General features: G+C 60.3%; 16 protein-coding genes. 8 read left to right on the top strand and 8 right to left on the bottom strand.

Annotation, left to right across the window (positions count from 1 at the left end; translation table 11 throughout):
- The first annotated feature begins 231 nt into the window (after nucleotides 1–231).
- From AAFH49_RS16200 to AAFH49_RS16175, 6 genes are all read left to right on the top strand, one after another.
- Complete coding sequence (locus AAFH49_RS16200) at nucleotides 232–2,277, top strand: BatA domain-containing protein (RefSeq protein WP_342299803.1); 2,046 nt, start codon at nucleotides 232–234, stop codon at nucleotides 2,275–2,277.
- A gap of 67 nt (nucleotides 2,278–2,344) precedes the next feature.
- The gene (locus AAFH49_RS16195; protein WP_342299801.1) at nucleotides 2,345–2,902 is read left to right on the top strand and encodes a DUF4199 domain-containing protein; all 558 of its coding nucleotides are present in this window, start codon (nucleotides 2,345–2,347) and stop codon (nucleotides 2,900–2,902) included.
- A 41-nt stretch (nucleotides 2,903–2,943) separates the two neighbouring features.
- Nucleotides 2,944–3,468 (top strand): DUF4199 domain-containing protein, encoded by a 525-nt coding sequence (locus AAFH49_RS16190; RefSeq protein WP_342299799.1) that lies wholly within the window; start codon nucleotides 2,944–2,946, stop codon nucleotides 3,466–3,468.
- A 19-nt stretch (nucleotides 3,469–3,487) separates the two neighbouring features.
- On the top strand, nucleotides 3,488–4,438 hold the full coding sequence (locus AAFH49_RS16185; RefSeq protein WP_342299798.1) for a glycosyltransferase family 2 protein: 951 nt from the start codon (nucleotides 3,488–3,490) through the stop codon (nucleotides 4,436–4,438).
- A gap of 108 nt (nucleotides 4,439–4,546) precedes the next feature.
- The gene (locus AAFH49_RS16180) at nucleotides 4,547–5,686 is read left to right on the top strand and encodes a glycosyltransferase (RefSeq protein ID WP_342299796.1); all 1,140 of its coding nucleotides are present in this window, start codon (nucleotides 4,547–4,549) and stop codon (nucleotides 5,684–5,686) included.
- A 46-nt stretch (nucleotides 5,687–5,732) separates the two neighbouring features.
- Nucleotides 5,733–6,149, top strand: coding sequence for a DUF1801 domain-containing protein (locus tag AAFH49_RS16175; RefSeq protein WP_342299795.1), 417 nt, complete (start codon nucleotides 5,733–5,735; stop codon nucleotides 6,147–6,149).
- Here AAFH49_RS16175 and AAFH49_RS16170 read toward each other — a convergent pair.
- Nucleotides 6,146–7,276: a glycosyltransferase family 9 protein gene (locus tag AAFH49_RS16170; protein ID WP_342299793.1), complete on the bottom strand. Its 1,131-nt coding sequence runs from the start codon at nucleotides 7,274–7,276 to the stop codon at nucleotides 6,146–6,148. The two genes, AAFH49_RS16175 and AAFH49_RS16170, sit on opposite strands and share 4 nt — an antisense overlap.
- 102 nt (nucleotides 7,277–7,378) lie before the next feature.
- The gene (locus AAFH49_RS16165) at nucleotides 7,379–7,867 is read right to left on the bottom strand and encodes a DUF6252 domain-containing protein (protein WP_342299792.1); all 489 of its coding nucleotides are present in this window, start codon (nucleotides 7,865–7,867) and stop codon (nucleotides 7,379–7,381) included.
- Between the two features lie 245 nt (nucleotides 7,868–8,112).
- Here AAFH49_RS16165 and AAFH49_RS16160 point away from each other — a divergent pair, with 245 nt between their 5' ends.
- Entirely contained in the window at nucleotides 8,113–8,691 is a 579-nt protein-coding gene (locus AAFH49_RS16160) for a hypothetical protein (RefSeq protein ID WP_342299790.1), read from the top strand.
- Between the two features lie 9 nt (nucleotides 8,692–8,700).
- On the opposite strand, the gene AAFH49_RS16155 is transcribed toward AAFH49_RS16160, so the two are convergent.
- The 3 genes from AAFH49_RS16155 to purB all read right to left on the bottom strand — a co-directional run bounded on the left by AAFH49_RS16155 (nucleotide 8,701) and on the right by purB (nucleotide 13,660).
- Entirely contained in the window at nucleotides 8,701–10,470 is a 1,770-nt protein-coding gene (locus AAFH49_RS16155; protein ID WP_342299789.1) for a hypothetical protein, read from the bottom strand.
- 100 nt (nucleotides 10,471–10,570) lie between these two features.
- Nucleotides 10,571–12,280 (bottom strand): hypothetical protein, encoded by a 1,710-nt coding sequence (locus tag AAFH49_RS16150; protein ID WP_342299787.1) that lies wholly within the window; start codon nucleotides 12,278–12,280, stop codon nucleotides 10,571–10,573.
- A 39-nt stretch (nucleotides 12,281–12,319) separates the two neighbouring features.
- The gene (purB, locus tag AAFH49_RS16145) at nucleotides 12,320–13,660 is read right to left on the bottom strand and encodes an adenylosuccinate lyase (RefSeq protein ID WP_342299786.1); all 1,341 of its coding nucleotides are present in this window, start codon (nucleotides 13,658–13,660) and stop codon (nucleotides 12,320–12,322) included.
- A gap of 330 nt (nucleotides 13,661–13,990) precedes the next feature.
- On the opposite strand from purB, the gene AAFH49_RS16140 reads away from it, so the two are divergent.
- Nucleotides 13,991–16,114 carry a transglycosylase domain-containing protein gene (locus AAFH49_RS16140; RefSeq protein WP_342299784.1) on the top strand — a complete coding sequence of 708 codons (2,124 nt, stop codon included), beginning with the start codon at nucleotides 13,991–13,993 and terminating at the stop codon, nucleotides 16,112–16,114.
- 74 nt (nucleotides 16,115–16,188) lie between these two features.
- Here the strand turns inward: AAFH49_RS16140 and AAFH49_RS16135 are convergent, their stop codons facing one another.
- The 3 genes from AAFH49_RS16135 to hemG all read right to left on the bottom strand — a co-directional run bounded on the left by AAFH49_RS16135 (nucleotide 16,189) and on the right by hemG (nucleotide 19,396).
- Complete coding sequence (locus tag AAFH49_RS16135; protein ID WP_342299782.1) at nucleotides 16,189–17,109, bottom strand: TerC family protein; 921 nt, start codon at nucleotides 17,107–17,109, stop codon at nucleotides 16,189–16,191.
- A 72-nt stretch (nucleotides 17,110–17,181) separates the two neighbouring features.
- A complete protein-coding gene (locus AAFH49_RS16130; RefSeq protein ID WP_342299780.1) occupies nucleotides 17,182–17,925 on the bottom strand; it encodes a polyprenol monophosphomannose synthase in 744 nt (247 codons plus the stop codon).
- A gap of 133 nt (nucleotides 17,926–18,058) precedes the next feature.
- Nucleotides 18,059–19,396 (bottom strand): protoporphyrinogen oxidase, encoded by a 1,338-nt coding sequence (gene hemG / locus AAFH49_RS16125; protein WP_342299779.1) that lies wholly within the window; start codon nucleotides 19,394–19,396, stop codon nucleotides 18,059–18,061.
- Nucleotides 19,397–19,460 lie beyond the last annotated feature (64 nt).

Raw genomic sequence — 19,460 nt, 5'->3', positions numbered from 1 at the left:
TGCGCCTATGGTACTGCCTTCACCGGTGGGAGAGTCGGTCGCCGCCAACCTTTTTTCAGTAATGCCCCTGCCGCTTTTACCAGCAGCAGGGGCATTTTGCTTTATCAACCATGCTGACTTTTAGAATAACAAACTTCATTTGAGTTGTTATATTTATAACATGCACTAGGTTATTTATTTATTAAATTAGCGGGTGCTGATTTGTCAGTATAGTAATTTTTTCCTAAGCAAATGCAATTGTTATATCCTTGGTTTTTGCTAGGCATGCTTGCCGTTGCAATTCCTATTGTAATACATCTGTTGCAATTGCGGCGGCCGCAAAGGGTTGTATTTACTAATACAGCAGTTATTAGGCAGGTTGAACTTGTAGCTACACGGCACCGAAAGGTGCAGCAATTATTATTGCTACTAGCCCGAGTGGCGACAGTAGGGGCTTTGGTGCTTGTTTTTTGTCAGCCATTTATTCCGGCTAAAGAGACTAGGGCTGCTGCTGGAGTTGATGTACTAGTAGATAATTCTTTTAGTATGCAGGTTGCTGATGGGAATTATGGTTCATTAATGGGCAGCGCTGTAGGCGAAGCCCAAAAATTAAGTGGAGAAGCTGGGAATCAGTTGAGACTGTTAAATGCGGGCTCTAGCTCATTGTCTGGCGCTGTTTACAGTGATAAATTGGATAAACTCCGGCCAACTGCTAAGTCCGTTCCTATTGATAAATACATAACTGGTGATGGATATGCGAGAGGTAATTCTTTATATGTGTTTTCCGACTTTCAGAAAAATGAATTCTCGGCTGATGCACTGAAAAAGCTGACAACGGGTAGAGAAATAGTGTTGGTGCCTTTGAAGGCACAACCCGTAGGGAATATTTATGTAGACAGTATATGGGTTGATGATGCTTTTTTGCGGGTGCGCACTAATGTGGGATTGCATGTGCGGCTGCGGAATGGTGGAAGTGTTGCGGTGACTGATTGCCCCGTGAAAGTGTTTTTAGAGAAACGGCAAGTAGCTGCCTTTCGGGTGACGGTGGAGCCGGGACAGGCGGTAGCGTCGGTTGTGCAGGTGCAACTTGAGGATGAGCGACTGGCTTTGGGGCGCGTGGTGACCGAGGATGCGCCGGTGACATTCGATAATACTTTCTATTTTACGCTACAGCCGGCGGCGGCTATACGTGTGCTAGAAATTGGGGCGGAGCCGGTAGCACGACAGGTTTATGCCAACGAGCCGCTGTTTACTTATGCCTTTTCGAAGGTGCAGAATATTGATTATGCGGCAATGCGGCAGGCAAATGTGGTATTGCTGAATGAAGTGAATGTGCTGGATGCTGGTTTGAGGGATGGATTGCGGGCCACGGTGAAGCGTGGTGGTAGCGTGGTCGTGATTCCGACGGCGGCCCCAGCAGCCCGGGCCTCTTATCAGCAGTTGTTTCGAGAGCTAGGATTGGGAGCGGTACAATGGGAGGAGATTGCGGGAACGCCGGAACTGCGCGAAGTTGCCATGCCCAGTGCGCGGGAGCCGTTTTTTCGGGATGTATTTGGGGCACAATCGCGGGCGGTGACGATGCCGCGGGTGGCACCGGTGTTGCGTTGGTCGCGAACGGGAACGGATATTTTGCGGCTGAAGGACGGGGAGAGTTATTTGGCAAGTTTTGCGAGCGGGGCGGGGCAGGTGTATGTGTTTTCGGCACCTTTTGCGAAGGAGTATTCGGATTTTACGGCGCAGGCGCTGTTTGTTCCGGTGATGTACCGGATGGCTATGCTGAGCTATAAGAATGAACAATTGCCGGCCTATAAGTTGACACAGGAGGCGGTGAATTTGCAATTGCCGGTAGGGGCTGGCGGTGTGGATGGGCCAGCAGACGCGGCGAATTTGAAATTGGTGAAGGATAGCCTGACCCTGATTCCGGGGCAGCGGGTGGTGGGACAGGAAATGCGGTTGGAATTGCCGCAAGGCATGGATGCGGCGGGGTTTTACCAGGTGCAAAGACAAGGCAAGGTGCTGACTACGCTGGCGTTTAACCAGGATAAGCGCGAATCGGAGTTAGCAGCGTATTCGGCGGATGAATTGCGGCAATTGGTGGGTCCGAACCGCCCCAACGTGCGTGTGGTTGAGGCTGGAGATGCGGGCGCGGGCTTGGCGAAATTTCGAGATGAGCAGACAGGGACGCCGCTGTGGCGGTACTTTCTGGCACTGGCGCTGCTAGCGCTGCTAGTTGAGGCTTTGCTGGTGCGATTTGGCAAACGAAGAACAGGCGCAAAGCAGGTAGCAGTTTCGGCTTGATGAGTTGTGAAACCCACGCAATGGGGCTGCGGGCCGTATCTTGCCACTTTAATTTGCTGCGCGATTTATGGCTGATGCTTCTAAAAACCCAAATATGACCGAGCCCGGCGAGGCAGCGGGCCTAGTGCTCCGGCTAGCAGTGCGGTTTGGCGTGGGGGTAGGCCTGGCCTGTGCTTTGTGGATGGTGGGCTTACAGATGACGGGGAGCAATGGTTTCGGACCGAAGCAACTGTTGGCGCAATTGCTGGTCCCGTTGGCGGCCGTGGCGAGTGAATGGGTGCTGCGGCGACAACTACAGCCGCACCGGCCCGGACTGGGCCGTTCGCTGGGCGTGGGTACGCTCACGGTATTAATTGCGGCGCTTATTTCGGCGAGTAGTCTGGTTGGGCTGGCACACGCGGCCGGTGAGCCGGCGCTGGCCCGGCACCGGGCTGAGGTGCTGGAAATAGTGCGCGCTCAGCAGCGCGAAAATCCTAAAGCGCAGTTGAGCGCACAGGCACAGGAACAGCAGGTGCGCAACGTGGCCAACCTGAATGTAGGCGATATGGTCATGAGTAATTTTACGCAGGTGCTTTTGTTGGGCCTCGTGCTGGCAATACCAGCTGGGATTTTTCTGCGGGAATAATTATTCCGGTTACCTTTCGGTTCACTTTACCTCAAATTCCAATGGAAACAAATGCTACTCCGGTTACGACCACATCGGTCGCTTTACGCTACGGCCTGCTGACGGGACTGTTAAGCGTCATTTTTTCATTTATCCTCTTCGTTACCCATGCCGACCAGTCGCCGGCACGGTGGCTGGGGCTGGTTATTCTGATTGGCGCCATGGTGATGGCGCACAAGACGTATAAACAGGGCAATGGCGGTTTCATGAATTACTCGGAGGGGCTCGGAATCGGCGCATTTATGAGCGGCGTTTCGGGTGTTATTTCGACGGCATTCAGTGTCGTGTACATGAAATTTATTGACCCGGAATACATGAGCCGGATGGCCGACACGGCCCGCGCCAACATGGAAGCCAAGGGCGGCATGACCGATGAGCAGATTGACCAGGGCGTTGCAATGATGCAAAAATTCAGCACAACGGGCTGGATGGTGCTTTTTGGCGTGGTGGGCTCGGTGCTGGGCGGACTGCTGATTGCGCTCATCGTATCGGCATTTACGAAACATTCCAAGCCTGAATTTGAATAAGTCGAATGCATCTTTTCCGGTGGAAATTTCCATCGTGATTCCGCTGCTGAACGAAGCAGAATCGTTGCCGGAGCTCACGCGCTGGATTGCGCGGGTGCTGGTGGCACGCGGGCTGACCTACGAGGTAATCCTGATTGATGACGGCTCGACGGATGATTCCTGGGCCGTGATTGAGGCGCTGGCGGCGGATGATGCCACGTTGCGGGGCATTCGCTTCAACCGCAACTATGGCAAATCGGCGGCGCTGAATGTGGGCTTTGAGGCCACGCGTGGCCGGGTGGTGTGCACTATGGATGCCGACTTGCAGGACTCGCCGGAGGAATTGCCGGAGCTGTACCGCATGATTACGGAGGACAAATTCGACCTGGTGAGCGGCTGGAAACAGAAGCGGTTTGACCCGTTGTCGAAAACGATTCCGACCAAGCTATTTAATGGCGCGACGCGGGCCATGTCGGGCATTCAGCTGCACGACTTTAACTGCGGGCTGAAATCGTACGACTCGCGGGTGGTGAAGAGCATTGAGGTGTACGGTGAGATGCACCGCTATATCCCGGTAATTGCGAAATGGAACGGGTTTCGCAAGATTGGGGAGAAGGTAGTGCAGCACCAGGAACGCAAATACGGCGTGACCAAATTTGGGCTGGAGCGCTTCATTTTTGGGTTTCTAGACTTGCTGAGTATCACATTCGTGGGGCGATTCCGGCGGGCTCCGATGCACTTTTTCGGGACCTTGGGCACGTTGTCTTTCTTGCTCGGCTTGCTAATTACGCTGTGGCTGACGGGCGAGAAAGTATGGCTTTCGCTACATAATCTGAAGGCGCGACAAGTGACGGAGCAACCGTTGTTTTTTCTGGCTTTGACGGCGGTAATTGTGGGTGTGCTGCTGTTTGTGGCTGGATTCTTGGGCGAAATGATTCAGCTGAACGGGCCGAAACGTGACGATTATTTGGTTCGGGAAAGGTTGAATTAATTAATATAAATCAGGTCATCCTGAATATAGTGAAGGGCCTTATTACATCGGAATAAATATTTCTAACGTGATAAGGTCCTTCGCTCTATTCAGGATGACGCACTGCTTATGAAAGTTGTAATTATTGGGCCGGCGTACCCATTGCGCGGTGGGCTGGCGACGTATAACGAGCGGCTGGCACGGGCATTTAAAGAAGCCGGGGATGAGGTGCGGATTGTGACATTTTCGTTGCAATACCCGGATTTTTTGTTTCCGGGGCAAACGCAGTTTAGCACTGAGGCGGGGCCGGCGGATTTGGCTATTGAGGTAAGTTTGAACTCGGTTAATCCGCTGTCGTGGTGGCGGGTGGGGCGAAAATTGCGGGCGGAGCGGCCGGATTTGGTGATTTTCCGATTCTGGCTGCCGTTTATGGGGCCTGCGCTGGGCACGGTGGCGCGGCTGGTGCGCGGCAATGGGCACACCCGCGTGGTGGCCATTACCGATAACGTGATTCCGCACGAAAAGCGGCCGGGCGATGGGCCGCTGACGCGCTATTTTCTGAGTGCTTGCGATGGGTTTGTGACCATGAGCCGCAGCGTGCTTAAGGATTTGCAGGCCCTGGGTTTTGGGCAGAAACCGGCGCTGTACCGGCCGCACCCGCTGTACGATAATTTCGGCCCGCTGAAATCGAAAACCGCTGCTTTGGCGGCGCTGGAGCTGCCGGCTACGACGGGATATTTGTTGTTTTTTGGGTTTATTCGGGCTTATAAAGGGCTGGATATTATGCTGGAAGCTATGGCTGATAAACGGCTGGCAGCATTACCGATTAAATTAATTATTGCGGGTGAATATTATGAGGATGCCGCGCCGTATGAGGAATTAATTCGGCGATATGAATTAGAAGACCGGATTATTCGGGCGACGGATTTTATTCCAAATGAAAAAGTAGTGGACTATTTCTGCGCCGCTGATTTAATTGTGCAGCCTTATAAAAATGCCACGCAAAGTGGGGTGTCGCAAATAGCGTATCACTTCGAGCGGCCTATGCTGGTGACCGATGTGGGCGGGCTGGCTGAGCTGATTCCCGATGGCGTGGTGGGCTACGTGGTGCCGCCCACGCCCGCCGCCATTGCCGATGCGGTGGTGGATTTTTATGCCGAGAAGCGGGAAGATGCTTTTGCCGCCGGTGTGCGGGAGGAGAAAAAGCAGTTTTCGTGGCCGGTGATGGTGGCGGCGCTGAAAGAAGTGGCGCAGGTGAAGCCACGGTAGTCTTACGGACGAGTAATTTGCGGCCCAACTTCATTGACCCTCACGAATGAGCACGACAACCGAAATGGCCTTCGATGATTTTATTGCCGCATTGCCCGCCGAGCGGCAGCTGTTGGCGCGGCAGACGTGGCAACTGGTACGCCAGGCCGTGCCGGCGGGCTACACCGAGCACATTGGCCCGAAATACCTGGAGTTTCGGGCGGGGAAGGATATGTATGTTGGGCTGGCCAATCAGAAAAGCTACCTGAGCCTGCATCTGGTGCCGATGTACCTGATGCCCGAACTGCAGGAGCAGCTGGCGGCAGCCGCGCCCAAGCTGAAGATGGGCAAAGGCTGCGTGAATTTTAGCAAGATGGAAGAATTGCCGCTGGGCGCGCTGACGGAGCTAATTGCCGCCACGTCCCCGGCCGATTATGCTGCCAGGCTGCAGGCCGTTCGGACGGCATCACGCAAGAAAGGCTAGGCTATCGGCTGTGCGAGCGGCACGCTTTCGCGCACGGCCTGGAGGACTTTCGCGGCCGGCAAATCCTCCATGCAACTTGTGCCCAGCTGGCAGCTTCCCCGGTAGAAGCACACGCAGTCCTTGTTGGGCTGCACGATTTGACCGCGGCCGTAGAGGTCGAATTCGTGGGGGTTGAAGATGTTGTTCATCAGGATAGTGGGCTTGCGCAGGGCGATGCTGATGTGCATGCCCATGGTGACCTGCGTCACGATGCCGTCCATCTGGTTCATCAGGTTGATGAACTGCGGGAGGGGGAAGGTGCCGAGGTAGGCCGCGCCGGTGGCGGCGTGCAGCTCTCGGTTGCGGGCGTCTTCGGCTTCGCCACCGAGCAGCACCGGGGTGTAGCCGGTGGCTTGCAGGCCCGTTATCAGCTCAATCCACTTGGCGGTGCTCCAGAGGCGGGTGGTCCAGCGGTCGCCGCAGCCGGTGTTGAGGCCGATGCGGGGGCGGGTGGTGGGCAGGGCGCTCCAGTCGTAGCCTTTGTCGTCGTGGGTGTCGAAGACGTATTCTTCGCCCCGGAAATCGAAGCCGCAGAGCTCGAAGATTTCCTGCACGTAGGGCTTGGTGTTGGCCTGGCTGACCTGGTCGAACACGCCGGTGAGGTATTTGTGCTCGGCCAGCTGGTTCACGGGCCAGGGCACGCCGTCGTAGGGGCGCAGGGCGTAGCCGTACTTCTCTTTGGCGGTGATGTTGTTGAGCAGGGCGCAGGCTTCCTTTTCCTTGTCGAGGTTGATGACGACATCGAACTCGCGGGCCTGGAGCTGGAGGGCGCTGGCGTAGTCCAGCTTTAGGATTTCCTCAATCTCACTCTGGGGCAGGATGGCGGGCGTGAGCGTGAGCCAAGTGATGTAGCAGCCCGGCCGCTCCTGGCGCAGCCGCCGCAGCAGCGGCGTGGTCCGAATGACGTCGCCGATGGCCCCGAGCTTGATAATCAGAATCCGGCTGGTGACGGGCGCGTACACGGGGCAGCCCGCGCAGACGTAGCCGTGGGTTTTGTTGGGGCGGCAGGGGAGGTCGCCGCGGAAGTGGCGGCAATCGGCATGAACAACGGTATCGGAGAGCTGGGGCACGGGGCGGAGAGCAGGCAAATGAGGCCGTAAAAGTAACAGGTGACGTTGGCCGCTGGCCACAAAAAAACTGCCGCCACCCAATGGGTAGCGGCAGCTTGGCTAGGCGAAAATAAATTTGCGCTAGTATTTCACGTTGAACGTGCCGTTGGTAACCGTTTTGCTGGCACCGGCGGAGTTCTTGCCCGTGAAGGTGAACGTGCCGGCGATGTTGGAAGCGCCAGCAGTAGCAGAAGCCGTGTAAGTGCTTACTACAATGCTACCCGAAGTGGACTCGTAGAAGTCGCTGGTGTTGCCGCTGGCCAAGTAGGTGGCATCTTCGTTGGAAGTAGCCGACAGGGTATAGGTGCCCGTGGCCTTGGGCAATGTCAGCAGAACGCCCTTGTTGGCCGTGCCGGTGCCGCTGACACCCGAAACGATAACCTGAGTACCGACCACGGTGGCCCCCGACGTCGTGGCCGTTACGGCCGCGCCATCAACGGTGTAGGTTACGCCGGTGGTAGCAGCGGGAGCGGGGGCGGGGGTATCATCACTTTTCTTCGAGCAAGAGGCCAGGGTAGCCAGGGCCATTACGGTAGTGGCTGCGCGAAGGGAACGGAAAGAAAACATCATAAAAAGGAAGGGAAAAAAAGAAAAAATTGGCCGGCACTCACCGGGCCATACTCAACAAATATAGGGTGCAAAACTTCCAACTGCGCAAGGTGTTAGGTGCTGGGCCTGCTAAGGGGCGATATCCATGCAAGTGGGCGTAGGCCCGGGTGTGGGGGATTTTGACAAAATATTTTTTGAGGTGAATTTTGTCAAAGCCCGCTCGCCGGTTGTGACCGGGGGCAATGCCCCTAATACTACCGCTATCTATGCCCCGTACTTTTTCTCACCAAACCGGCCCGAGGGCCTACCAGTCGGCAGGCCAGCAGTTGCGGGCTCATTATGGCCTCACGCAGCAGTGGCTGGCGCACTACCTGGAGGTGCCCCGCTCAACCGTGGCCATGGAGGAGGTGGGCCGGGCCAGCCTGCCGATGGCCAGTACCCTACGCCTGGTGCCCCTGCTGCTGGGCGTGCCCGCGCCCGACGGCCCCGCCCCCGAACCAGCGGCCAGGCCCACGGCGGCGGGGCAAGCTGCTACGCTGGCACTAATGGCCGTGCGCCAGCGTGAGGTGTCGCACCAACTGTTGCGGCTGGGCCGGCAGCAGGAGCAGTTGCAGGTGCGCCTGCGCCTGCAAACCCTGCCGGCCCTGCTGGCCTCGCTGGCCCCCGAGCCGGCCGATGAGCCGCAGCGCCGCGTGCTGGGCTACTGGGCGGCCGATGCGCCGGCTCAACTGCGCGACGACGAAGCCGCCCTGGCCGTGCTGGACCTGCGCCAGCGCGTGCTGGCCTTCGAGCTGGCGGAGCTACAGACGCTGCTCAGTGGGCCGGCAGAGCCGCCGGCCCACTGAGCCAAATGCTTATTCGACCACGAGCCGGCCCAAGGCCGTGCCGCAGCGCACCCCGTAGAGGCCGGGGGCAATGCCGGTGAGGTCGAGGGTGGCGGTGAGAGCGTGAGTTGGGAGAGCGTAGGTGCGGGCGGGGCGGCCTAGGGCATCAACTAAAGTAGCCGTGGCGGCTTCGGCAGTGGCGGGCAGGCGCAGGGTGGCAGCGGTGTGCGCCGGATTGGGGTAGCAGGCCAGCGGGGTGGCGGCCGTAGCGGCGCGGCTGGCCAAGGCCGTGGCATTGGTTAAGCGGAGCAGCACGGCATCGTAGCCCCGGGGAGCAGCACTGCCGTTGGTGGTGCCTTGCAGGGTGCCGGAGCCCACGGGCAGGCTGCCGCGCAGGGCACCGCTCAGGTAGAGGTTGCCGCTGCCATCCAAGGCCAGGTCCGTGGGCTGTAGCTGTCCGGCTGAGGTAAGTCCGGGCACCTCGGCGAGGTATTGCCACTGCCCCGTACCCGTGAGGCGCGCCGCGAAGAAGAGAATTCCATCCCTCGGCCCGAATAGCGTGTGGCTACCCAATGGGGCCTGCACCGTCGCGCCGAGGCCCCGCAGGCCCCCCAGCACAAGGGCGTTGCCCGCCGCATCGGCTTTCAGGTTGGTGAATACGGAGTAGGCGCTGCCGGAAGCCGCCAGCTGCTGCACCGTGCCCCATTGCCCGGTGGCCGAGAGCTGGCCCACAAATCCGCTTTGGCAGTCGGTAGCGGCGGGGGTACCGGTGCTGAGCGTGGCGGGCCCCACCACGGTGCCGTCCATGCCGCTGCCGCTCACCCAGAGTGCCCCGGTGGGCGTGTAGGCGGCGGCGTAAAGGCTGTTCAGCTGGCTGCCGCTGCCCCCGGCCGCCCACTGCCATACGTTGGCGGGGCTCAGTTGGGCCACGAAGAACGAGAAGCCGTTGGGCGTAGTCGTGGTGAGCGTGGTGGAGCCAAAGGTGAGGCTGCCGGCCCGGTGGCTACCCGCCAGGGCCACTTGCCCGGCCGGCCCCACGGCCATCGTGAAGTAGCTGGTGATGATGTTGGGCGTGCCTGCCGTGGCGGTTGCGCCCGTCCACTGCCCGGTGGGGCTTAGCCGGGCCACAAACAGGGCCCCCGCCCCCGTGGGCAGCGTGACGGTGCCAAAGCTGGGACTGTTCTGGTAGGTGCCGGCCAGCACCACGCCCCCGGTACTGGGGTCGAAGGCGAGCAGGGGGTCGGTGTCGGCGCTTTCCACCGGTCGCAGCCATTGGCACACGCCGGCGCTGCTGAACCGGGCCACGAATACGGCCCGGCCGGAGCTACCCAGGGGCTCGTTCACGGGGCCTGCTTGCAGCGTGGCCGCATTGGCATAGCCGGCTGCATACACGTCGCCGGCGGGCGCTACCGCCACGGCCGTGACTTTGGCAAACTGTACGCCGAAGCCATCGGTGCCCAGGGGCTTCACGGCCGTAAACCAAGCCCAGCTGCCGGCTGCGGTAGCCTGCGCCACAAACCCGCCCTGGCCCGGCCCGAAAGTGCCGGCATTCCCAAAGCTGCGGCTGACATTGACAACCGGCACACTCTGGAAGCTCAGGGTGCCGCCCACGTACGCCCGCCCGCTCGCATCGGTGGCCACGGCATTGGCCACGGTTTCGGTACCATCGAGGGGGGTGGGGTTGGTGGTTTGCAGGCCCCACTGCCAGGTGGGCGTTTGGGCGGCGGCGGGCAGTATCAGCAGGGCGGTGAGGGCCGATAGCAGCCGGCAGGTAAGCGTGCGGAAAGAAGTGGGGGGCATGGGAAAGGATTAAGTTGAGGAACAAGCCAGAGAGCCCCGGCAGGTAGGCTGGGGTTGCACGCGCCCGGCGGTGCGGCTACTGGGCAGGTTTGGCTATAGGCTACTCCACCACCAGCCGGCCCGAGGCCGTGCCGCAACGCACCACGTAGAGGCCGGGGGCAAGGCCGGCGAGGTCGAGGGTGGCGGTGGTGGCGTGGGCGGGTAGAATATAGGCGCGCACGGGGCGGCCCAGATTATCCAGGAGTATGGCTTTGGTTGAGGCAGCGCTTTCAGGCAGGAATAAATGCACCTGAGCACGGGCAGGGTTAGGGGCCAGCGTGAGGGCATGGAATCTGGACGAACGGGTAGTGGCGCTTGCAGTGTTCGTGCCCCAACGCGCAACAAAACCAGCAAGACCGGTAGTGCTAACTGCCGGTAAAGCCGGCATCGACCCGAATGCGGGTGCTGAGCCGGCGTACTGCCCTGCTACGATGGCACCGCCATTGCGGTCGAGTGCTACTGCATTAGGGAAGTCGGAATACGGGCTTGGCGCGCCCGCTACTTGCGTCCAACCAATGCCGGGCGTAAGGCGAGCGATGAATAAGTCGGCAGGCGAAGCGACAATCGTGGTATTGCCAACAAGGGGCGGGTTGGTGCCGAAAACCGCATTGGCACCAATAAAGAAGCCGACAGCTACTGCAGTACCATCGGTATCCAGCGCGACGCCGGTGACGCGCTTCGAAGCAGGGCCAGCCACAGCAGCGGCCTGGGTCCAGGCATTGGCTTGGCTCAACCGCAGCACAAAACCATTGGAAAAGCCGCTGCTGCTGTTGGTGAGGGATTGGGTTCCCACGCTCATTGCCGTGCTGTAGTAGTACCCTCCCACTGCTACATCGCCCACGTCGTTGGTGGCCAGCGACAGCACGTAGTCGTCGTTGGTTCCGCCTATTTGCGCGGCGTAGGTCCACTGGCCGGCCCGATTCAGCCGCGCTACAAAACCGTCGTTGCTGCCCGCGTTGATGATAGGCGGCAGCGACCCAAAAGCCACCGCTGGACCGGTGAAAAACCCGCCTATCGTGGCCGTGCCCGTGGCATCAAGCGTCATGGCCCGCGCGCGGGTAGTACCCGTGCTGCTGCCCGCTTTCACCGCCTGGGTCCACTGACCGTTGGAATTTACCCGGGCCACAAAAACCTGAAATGGAAAATCAAAGTCGCCCACTGGGGCCCGGAAATTGGAGAGCGTGAACGGGCCAAAGGCCAGCGTAGCACCGTAAAACTCGCCGGCTACCACGGCATCGCCGTTGGCATCCAAAGCCACTGCCACTGCATAATCGCCATGTACCCCAACAGCCTGAACGGCCATCACCCACTGGCCCGCTGGGCTTAGCCGGGCCACGAAAAGGTCGCGCAGCAGCAAGCTGCTGCTGGCGGCCATGCTGCTATTGGTGAGGATGGTGGTGCCAAAGGCAACCGTCGGGCTGGTGAAAGTGCCGGTAACGGTCACACTGCCGTCGGGGCCGAGCGCAATGCCGGTGGCATCGTCGAACGTAAGGCCGCCCGCGCGCGCTGCCTGCGTCCATTGGCCAGCAGCGTTTAATCGGCCCACAAAGAGGTCGTACGAGCCGGCGCTCGTCAGCGTGAAGTTGCCTAAAACCAACTGCCCCTCGAAAGTGCCAGCCACAACAACTCCCCCCGTCGCGTCGACGGCCGTAGCCGCAATCGTAGCATTTCCGAAACCAGGGACGGCACCGCTAGCCCATTGCCAAGACTGGGCCTGACCAGTGGCAACTAGGCCACATAGCAGCAAAAACACGCATAAAGTTCGCAGCATAAGCCTCGGGAATGAGAAGAATGAAAAATGCTTTTTAGCCTATCGCCCCACGTAGCTATGCGGCGTGATGCCGCGCAGCTCCGCCTTCACGTCCTCACTCACGTCCAGCCCATCGATAAACGCGCCGATGCTGGCGGCCGAAATGGCCTCGCCGGTGCGGGTGAGGGCTTTGAGGGCGTTGTAGGGGTCGGGGTAGGCTTCTCTTCTTAATATGGTCTGGATGCCTTCGGCCACCACGGCCCAGTTGGCTTCCAGGTCGCGGTGCAACGCCGATTCATCCAGCGCCAGCTTGCCCAGGCCGCGCTGCAAGGCCCCCAGCGCGATGAGGATGTGGCCGAGCGGCACGCCCAGGTTGCGCAGCACCGTGGAGTCGGTGAGGTCGCGCTGGAGGCGGGAGATGGGCAGCTTGGCGGCGAAGTGCTCCAGCAGGGCATTGGCCACGCCGAAGTTGCCCTCGGCGTTCTCGAAGTCGATGGGGTTCACCTTGTGCGGCATGGCCGAGGAGCCCACCTCGCCCGCCTTAATAGTTTGCTTGAAGTAGCCGAGCGAGATGTATTGCCACACGTCGCGGGCCAGGTCGAGCAGGATGGTGTTGAGGCGCTTGAGTGCATCGCAATGCGCGGCCAAGTGGTCGTAGTGCTCTATCTGGGTGGTGGGGAAGGAGCGGTGCAGTCCCAGCCGGTCGTTCACGAAGGTGGCGGCGAAGGCGTGCCAGTCGGTGCCGGGGTAGGCCACGTAGTGGGCATTGAAGTTGCCGGTAGCGCCGCCAAACTTCGCCCCAAACGGCACCTGGGCCAGCAGCGCCACCTGGGCATCGAGCCGGGCCACAAACACCTCAATCTCCTTGCCCAGCCGCGTGGGCGAGGCTGGCTGCCCATGGGTGCGGGCCAGCATGGGCACGGCGTGCCATTCCTGGGCGCGGGCCGCCAGAGCGTTGCGTACCTGCGCGTAGGCCGGCAGCAGCACGCCCATCAGCGCATCACGCAAGCTGAGCGGGATGGCCGTGTTGTTAATATCCTGCGAGGTGAGGCCGAAGTGGATGAACTCAATGAAATCGCCCAGACCGAGCTTCGTGAACTCTTCGCGCAGCCAGTATTCCACGGCTTTCACGTCGTGGTTCGTCACCGCTTCGTGGGCTTTGATGGCCTCGGCGTTGGCTTCGGTGAAGTTTTCGTAGAGGCCGCGCAACGGTGCGAAAGCTTCCATCGAAACACCCGCGAGCTGGGGCAACGGCAGTTCGGCCAGGGCAATGAAATATTCGACTTCGACCAGCACGCGGTAGCGTATCAGGGCCATTTCGGAGAAGCGCGAGGCCAGGGGGGCGGTGGCACGGGCGTAGCGCCCATCGAGGGGCGAGAGGGCGAGGAGGGGGCTGGGCATAGGGCAAAAGTACGGGCCGAATGAGCGGGATAGCACGAAAAAAACTCCCCTCCTTACCAAGGAGGGGACGCGGCCGCGAAGCGGCAGCTGGGGTGGTTGTAGCGTTGAACGGTGGCCGTCCAACAAGCATTTAGCCTTCCGGCCCTTCGTTCAACGCCCCCCAATGTTAGCCCCAACGCCCACAACCACCCCCGTTTTCGCTGGCGCGAAAACATCCCCTCCTTGGTAAGGAGGGGAGTTGTGACCGTTCCCCGGTCGGCTTGCGTATTCCGCCTACTTTCGTTGTTCTTACCTTTGGCACTGGCCAGGCCAACCACCTCATTGATTTCCGTGCGCATTTCCCCCTCCACCAAACGTCTTCTTATTGGCATTGCCAGCAGCTTAGCGGCGGTGCTGCTGCTGGCTTTTGCCGTGTTTCAGTGGAAGCGCCAGCAGCTGCTGGACTATGCTTTGAAAGAAGTGAAGGCCAAAATTGAGCGCAAGTACCCGGTGATTCTCACGCTGGGGCCGGCCAAGTTCGCGGGCTTCAAAACCGTTGAAATCCAAGGCATGAGCCTGGTGCCCAGCGCCGCGCCGACGGATACGCTGCTCACGGCCAAGCGCCTGCAGGCCAGTCTGAGCGTGCGCTCCTTGTTTGCCGGCCGGCCGGTATTCAGTGGGCTCGAAATCATGACGGCCCGCCTCACGGCCCGCAAAACGGCTACTTCTGACAATTTCGGCTTCCTGGCCAAAAAGCAGAAGGCCAGTACCGTGCCCCAGGACACCACCAAGGGCACCAACTACGGCCTGCTACTAAACCGCGCCCTCGAAACCGCCTTCGACAACGTGCCCGGCGAGGCCAATTTCACGAATTTCTACGTGAGCTACGCCGGCCCGCGCCACACGGCGCTGCTGACGCTGCCGCAGCTCAAGATTCAGGACGGCGACATCTCGGGCCGTCTCACGGCCACCATTGATTCGGTGTCGAACGAGCTGGGCATCAGCGGCCATATCGAGCCCAGCGACTACGCCCTCACGGCGCGGGTGTTTGGGGTGGGTGGCTCGGTGCAGCTGCCCTACGTGCCCCGTCGTTTCGGTGCGCTGGTGAGTTTTGACACCGTGCTGGTGCGGCTCGATAGCAAGGATTTTGACAATGATGACACCGGCGGCCGCCTCACGGTGCGCGGCTCGCTGGCGGCGCGGGGCTTCAGCCTCTACCATCCCAAGCTGGCCTCAAATGAGATTGAGGTGAAGCGCGGCTCGCTCGATTTTGTGGCCACGCTGGGCCGCGGCACCGTGGCGCTGGAAAAAGGCAGCCAGATTACGGTGAACAAACTGGTACTCTACCCCGAAATCAGCGTGCGGATGAAGCCCAGCCGCGCCGTGAGCATCCGCGTGAAATCGGCCGAAACCCAGGCCAACGACTTCTTCTCTTCGCTGCCCACCGGCATCTTCGACGAGGTGCGCGGCACCACCGGCACCGGCACGCTCACCTACCACCTCAACGCCAGCCTCGACATGGCTCGTGTGGATAGCCTTAAGTTTGATTCGGGCCTGCGGGGCAAAAATTTCCACATCACGGGTTTTGGCGAAGAGGACCTCAACAAGCTGAATACGGCATTTCAGTACACTGCCTACAACGACAAAGGCGACTCACTGCGCACCTTCGCCGTGGGCCCGCCCAACCCGGATTTTGTGCCCTATAACAACGTATCGCCCTACCTCATCCACGCCATCACTACGGCCGAGGACCCGCGCTTTTTCTCGCACCACGGCTTCATGGAGCAGGCGTTTGTGAAGTCGGCCATCCAGAACATCAAGGAGCGACGCTTTGCCCGGGGCGGCAGCACCATTTCGATGCAGCTGGTGAAAAACGTGTTTTTGAGCCGCCAGAAAACCGTGGGCCGCAAGGCCGAGGAAGCCCTCATTGTATGGCTGCTCGAAAATACTCACCTCGCCAGCAAGCAGCGGATGTTCGAGGTGTACCTCAACATCATCGAGTGGGGCCCCAGCAAGTACCGCTGGCCCAGCGGCAAGCGCGGTGTGTACGGCGTGAAGGACGCCGCCCTGTTCTACTACGGCAAGCGCCCCGACGAGCTCAACCTGCCCGAGAGCCTGTACCTGGCCAGCATCATCCCCAAGCCCAAGTACGCCCGCTATTCCTTCGATGCCTACGGCGACCTGCGCCGCAGTACCCGCTACTTCTTCCGCCTCATTGCCGACATCATGGCCACGCGCGGCCTCATCACCAGCAACGACCGCGAAAACCTGCCCTACTCGCTGCACCTCGGCGGCCCGGCCCGCCAATACATGGCCTTCGCCGCTCGCCCTGACACCACCCGCGCCACCGTGCAGGCCGATTCGAGCCAGTTTGAGCCCCTCAACCTGATTGACCTGCTGAACACCGGTGCCGCCCCCGACGCCGGCGTTAACACCAACGTGCCCGATACCGAACCGGCCAAAGCACCGAAGTAAGCGAAGTTTATCCTCCAAAAAAAAAGGGTTGGCCTGCATGGGTCAGCCCTTTTTTTTATGGGAGCCTATCGACCTTATGTGCTTTTCTTGGGCCACAGCAACGAAGCCACCACACTCAGCACCAGCAGCGTGCCCACCACGCCCAGCGCTACCGGCATGGGAATGGGCACCATGTTTTCCAGCAAAATCTTGGCCCCGATGAACACCAGAATCAGCGACAGGCCATAATGCAGATGATGAAACAGGCGCATCATGCTGGCCAGGGCAAAATACATGGCCCGCAGCCCCAACAAGGCAAATACATTGGAGGTGAATACGATAAACGTGTCGCGCGTGATGGCCAGAATGGCCGGGATGGAGTCGACTGCAAAAACCACGTCGGTGGTTTCCACCATCACCAGCACCACGAAAAGGGGCGTGGCGAAATGCACCCCGTCTTTTCGGACAAAGAATTTGCCTTCCTCCAGCTGCCGGGTAATGGGCAGGTGGCGGCTCAGGAAGCGCACCACCGGGTTGTTTTCGGGGTCGATTTCGGGGTCGGCGTTGCTCAGGCCCATCCGAATGCCCGTGTACACGAGGAACACGCCGAGCGGGTAAATCAGGAAGTGGAACCGGGCCAGCAACGCCCCGCCCACCAGAATGAAAATGGCCCGCAGCAGCAACGCCCCCAGCACGCCCCAAAACAAAATACGGTGCTGGTACTGCGCTGGCACCTTGAAATAGTTGAAAATGAGCAGGAAAACGAAGAGGTTGTCAACGCTCAATGCCTTCTCGACCAGGTAGCCCGTGAGCCATTGCACGCCCGCGTGGTGGCCCATGGTGCGGTATACCAGCCCATTGAAGCACAGCGACAGGCCCACCCAGAACGCACTCCAGCCCAGGGCTTCGCGCAGGCGTATCTCGTGCGCCTGCCGGTTGAAAACCAGCAGGTCGAGCAGCAGCAGGCCCACCACGAAAACCGTGAAAGCCAACCAGAAGAAGGGAGTATTTGCCATGCGTATGGTAAGATACGCCGGGGCGGGTGGCTGGTTGGCGCAAGGGTGCGCAGGCAGGTAAATAGCTTGCCCTTAGCGGTTACCCACCGGCTTGAGCGGGCGCAGCCAGCTGCTGGCCTTCATTTGCAACACGCCAAAAAAGGCCTCCTGCACAATGCCTTTCGACATTTTGGAGGTGCCTCGGGTGCGGTCGGTGAAAATGATGGGCACTTCCTTGATGCGGAAGCCCAGCTGGTAGGCCAGCCACTTCATCTCAATCTGAAACGCATAGCCCACGAAGTGGATGTTGGCCAAATCGATAGCCCGCAGCACCCGTGCGGTGTAGCACTTGAAGCCCGCCGTGGCGTCGCTGATGGGCATGCCCGTTATCAGGCGCACGTACCAGGAGGCGAAATACGACATCAGCACCCGCGACATGGGCCAGTTCACCACGTTCACACCCTGAATGTAGCGCGAGCCGATGGCCATATCGTAGCCCTCCAGCGCGCAGGCATCGTGCAGGCGCAGCAGGTCCTCGGGGTTGTGCGAAAAGTCGGCGTCCATCTCAAACACGTACTCGTAGCCGTGCGCCAGCGCCCACCGGAAGCCGTGCAGGTAAGCCGTGCCCAGGCCCTGTTTGCCGCTGCGCTCTTCCAGGAAGAGACGGCCCGGAAACACGGTTTGCAGGTCGCGCACGATGGCCGCCGTGCCATCGGGCGAGTTGTCGTCGATAATCAGCACGTCAAACTCCCGGGCCAACGACATCACCTTGCGGATAATCAGCTCCGCATTTTCGCGCTCGTTGTAGGTAGGAATCAGGACGAGGCCTTCGCTCATGGAATACAAATTGACCCCAAAGATAGGGTTTGGGGGCGCGAAGCTGCACGGCCGAAATATCCGGCCGCTACTATTTAACCTGCCGCCGCTGGCAAACTGCCAGGCTAACCAGGAGCAGCCAAGGTAAAAAGAGCTATTTCTCAGCTGCTAAGAGGCCCGCCCGCATCCGCGCCTGGCGAATGCAATCGGGTACGCTCACGCCCACGCGCCAGTTGGCCACGGCCACAATATGCTCGGCTTCGAGGGCGTCGGCGGCGCGGTGGGCCTCCACAATGCGCGCATCAAACTGCGGAATGCTGCGCGGCCACGCGTAGCGCCCCTGCCAGCGCGGCGCGCCTGTGATGCCGTAAAACTTGCTCAGTTCAGCGTGCACGGCCGCTTTTTGTGCCTCTTCGGGTTGGCGGGCGGCATCCTCGTATTGCGTTCCACCCACAAACGTAGTGAAGAGCACCTGCCCGGCCGGTACCCGGTTGGGGTAGATGCTGCTGGTCCAGACGGAGCCGGCCGCGTAGGTCCCCTCCACCTTGGGGTGCAGCGCCCCGAAACCGTTGAGCGAGTGCACCACGGCGGTCCGGTCGTAGGCCGAGAACACGGCCGCCATCGGCGGATAATTCACGACCGCCAGCGCGGCAGCCGCTTGCGGAAACAACGGTTCCAGTAGCGGCGCGGCGGCGTAGGCGGGCAGCGCCAGCGCTAGATGCGTGTAGCCGGGCGCGGCCTCCAGGCCCTGCGGCCCCTTCAGCTCCAGCTGATACGTGCCATCGGTGGCGCGGGAAATGGCCGTGACGGTAGTAGCGGGCTGGTAGTTGGAGAGTTTGGCCGCCAGCGTATCAGTTATGGTTTGAACGCCTTTTTTGAGGTTGATAATGCGGCGACGGCCTGCACCCTTGCCGCTTTTCATCAGCCCGCGCAGCACCGAGCCGTATTGCTGTTCCAGCGCCGGCAGCTGCTTGAAGGTTTTGTTGATGAGCAGCTTTTCGGGGTCGCCGGCGTAGATGCCGGCCATGAAGGGATTGACGGCGTAATCCACGATTTCGGGGCCGAAGCGTCGGCGGAAAAAGTGGGCTACGGTTTCCTGCGGGTCGATGGGGGCGACAGGCTGGCGGAATTCTTTCAGCAGCTGCCACTTGGCTTTTAGGCTGAAAAAGCCGTTGGTGAGCAAGGCAGGGGGCGAGCCGGGCATAATCTGGTAGCGGCCGTCGCGCAGCACGTAGCGGTGCTGGCTCACGGCGGCGGCTTCCTGAATCTGGTCGGTGAGGCCGAGGTCGGCCAACAGCTCTTCCAGCTCGGCGCTTAGTTGCAGCGAGTTGGGGCCGGTTTCGAGCAGGTAGCCTTCGGGCGTGGCCCAGCTGCGCAGGTTGCCGCCGGGCCGGGCATCGGCCTCGAACAGGTCGTAGGCCACGCCGTTTTTTTGCAGGTACCAGGCTAGGGTGAGGCCGCTGATGCCGCCGCCGATGATGGCAATTTTCATGGTGTCGTTGCGCAAAGGGAAGTGGCAAAGGTACCGTCGGTATCCTGCGGGGCACCCGTAGCTT

It is taken from the genome of Hymenobacter segetis, from assembly GCF_038448715.1.
GTDB classification, from domain to species: Bacteria; Bacteroidota; Bacteroidia; order Cytophagales; family Hymenobacteraceae; genus Hymenobacter; species Hymenobacter segetis.
This window is presented reverse-complemented; position numbering and strand designations above follow the sequence as displayed.

Bases quoted from the DNA above. Each gene is read 5' to 3' on its own strand.
- AAFH49_RS16200 (WP_342299803.1), top strand. From the start codon at position 232: ATGCAATTGTTATATCCTTGGTTTTTGCTAGGCATGCTTGCCGTTGCA.
- AAFH49_RS16195 (WP_342299801.1), top strand. From the start codon at position 2,345: ATGGCTGATGCTTCTAAAAACCCAAATATGACCGAGCCCGGCGAGGCA.
- AAFH49_RS16190 (WP_342299799.1), top strand. From the start codon at position 2,944: ATGGAAACAAATGCTACTCCGGTTACGACCACATCGGTCGCTTTACGC.
- AAFH49_RS16180 (WP_342299796.1), top strand. From the start codon at position 4,547: ATGAAAGTTGTAATTATTGGGCCGGCGTACCCATTGCGCGGTGGGCTG.
- AAFH49_RS16175 (WP_342299795.1), top strand. From the start codon at position 5,733: ATGAGCACGACAACCGAAATGGCCTTCGATGATTTTATTGCCGCATTG.
- AAFH49_RS16165 (WP_342299792.1), bottom strand. From the start codon at position 7,867: ATGATGTTTTCTTTCCGTTCCCTTCGCGCAGCCACTACCGTAATGGCC.
- AAFH49_RS16160 (WP_342299790.1), top strand. From the start codon at position 8,113: ATGCCCCGTACTTTTTCTCACCAAACCGGCCCGAGGGCCTACCAGTCG.
- AAFH49_RS16155 (WP_342299789.1), bottom strand. From the start codon at position 10,470: ATGCCCCCCACTTCTTTCCGCACGCTTACCTGCCGGCTGCTATCGGCC.
- AAFH49_RS16150 (WP_342299787.1), bottom strand. From the start codon at position 12,280: ATGCTGCGAACTTTATGCGTGTTTTTGCTGCTATGTGGCCTAGTTGCC.
- purB (WP_342299786.1), bottom strand. From the start codon at position 13,660: ATGCCCAGCCCCCTCCTCGCCCTCTCGCCCCTCGATGGGCGCTACGCC.
- AAFH49_RS16135 (WP_342299782.1), bottom strand. From the start codon at position 17,109: ATGGCAAATACTCCCTTCTTCTGGTTGGCTTTCACGGTTTTCGTGGTG.
- AAFH49_RS16130 (WP_342299780.1), bottom strand. From the start codon at position 17,925: ATGAGCGAAGGCCTCGTCCTGATTCCTACCTACAACGAGCGCGAAAAT.
- hemG (WP_342299779.1), bottom strand. From the start codon at position 19,396: ATGAAAATTGCCATCATCGGCGGCGGCATCAGCGGCCTCACCCTAGCC.